This is a genomic window from Haloferax profundi (assembly GCF_001469865.1).
Classification (GTDB): Archaea; Halobacteriota; Halobacteria; order Halobacteriales; family Haloferacaceae; genus Haloferax; species Haloferax profundi.
Map to the genome: position 1 here is coordinate 1 of NZ_LOPV01000016.1, position 1,544 is coordinate 1,544.

The window sequence follows — 1,544 nt, forward strand, 5'->3', positions numbered from 1 at the left end:
ACATCCCGTCGGAGACGAGGCGCATCCCCTCGGCGGCGGCGGTATCGAGGGCCGCGTCGAGTCGGGCGCGAACTTCCGACTCCTGTGCGCGGAGGCCGTGGGGGTTCAACGGTTGGGGACTCGTCGTCATCTCGGCGTTGTGCAGGCCCAGTTCCTTCTCGAAGCCCATGAGTCCGAGCAGACGCCGCGGCACACGCATGAGCGCGTGAACGTCGTCTTCGCTCGCGGACCACCGGCCGTCCGAGACGGCGTAGAACTCGTACTCCAGTCCGACGATCGACTGATGATTGTCGAAAGTTCCTTCGCGCAGTTCGCGCTTGAGAACCTCTCCGTCGGCTTTCGCCTGTGCTTCGAACTCGGCCGCGTCGACCGCGAGCACGTCTTCGACGCGCTCTGCGAGGTCGTCGCTCATACCCACCGCTGGGACGCCGAGACTCTTGAACGTCCCGGCAGCGCGGTCGTTCGGCAGCGAATCACACCCCCGACGACTGTCGAGATGCTTTTGGGGCGCGCGCGGATACTCACGCTCGATGCAGTTCGCCGAGTTCGCAACCCGCGCCGCCGCCATCGAAGCAGAGAGCGCGGACCTCGCTATCGTCTCTCTCCTCGCCGACCTGTTTCGCGACTCGGGCGACGACCTCTCGACAGTCGCCCGATTCGTGCAAGGCCGCGTCTTCCCGGCGTGGGACTCGACGACGCTCGATATCGGCCCCCGCCTCTGCCACGAGGCGATTGCACGCGCCGCTGGGCCGAACGTCTCCGCAGACGACGTCGAGGACACACTCGCTGACCTCGGCGAAATCGGCGCTGTCGCCGCGAGTTACGACTTCGGCGGCCAACGCGGACTCGCAGCGTTCGGCGGTGGCGGTGGCCAAGACGGCCTCACCGTCGCCGAAGTCGATTCCGAACTCCGCGCACTCGCTGCCGCCTCGGGGTCGGGAAGCGAAGACACGAAACTCAAGACGCTCTACGGTCTGTTCAACCGGACCGACCCGGACGAAGCGCGGTTCCTCGCGCGTCTCGTCCTCTCGGAGATGCGCATCGGCGTCGGCGAAGGCAGCGTCCGCGACGCAATCGCCGAGGCGTTCCTCGTCGCACCCGACGACGCCGCGGCAATCCGCGACGACGACGTAGACGCAGACACAGAGTCGGCGGCACGAGAACGACGCGACGACGCCATCGCCAGCGTCGCCCGCGCACTGCAAGTCTCGAACGACTACGGGATGGTCGCCGAAGTCACCCGCGACGAGGGCGAGTCCGGCCTCGACGAGGTTCGCCTCGAAGTCGGCCGGCCGATTCAGGCCATGCTCGCGCAGGCCGGGACCGCCGCAGACGCCCTCGACGCGTGGGAATCCGCGGCAGTCGAGACGAAGTTCGACGGTGCTCGCGTGCAGGTCCACCACGACGAATCTGGCGACGTGTCGCTCTTCTCTCGGAACATGGAGGACGTGACGGACGCGCTCCCCGAAGTCGTCGAGTTCGTCGAAGCGACGGTCGACGAACCCGTCATCTTGGACGGCGAAGTCGTGGCGATGGACGACGAC

2 pseudogenes are annotated in these 1,544 nt (G+C 67.1%); one reads left to right on the top strand and one right to left on the bottom strand.

The annotated features are described in order from the left end of the window. Nucleotides 1-412, bottom strand: a pseudogene (locus AUR66_RS00750) (hypothetical protein); the annotation flags it as partial. Nucleotides 413-530: 118 nt separating this feature from the next. On the opposite strand from AUR66_RS00750, the pseudogene ligA reads away from it, so the two are divergent. Then, nucleotides 531-1,544 (top strand): annotated as a pseudogene (ligA, locus tag AUR66_RS00755) (ATP-dependent DNA ligase LigA); the annotation flags it as partial.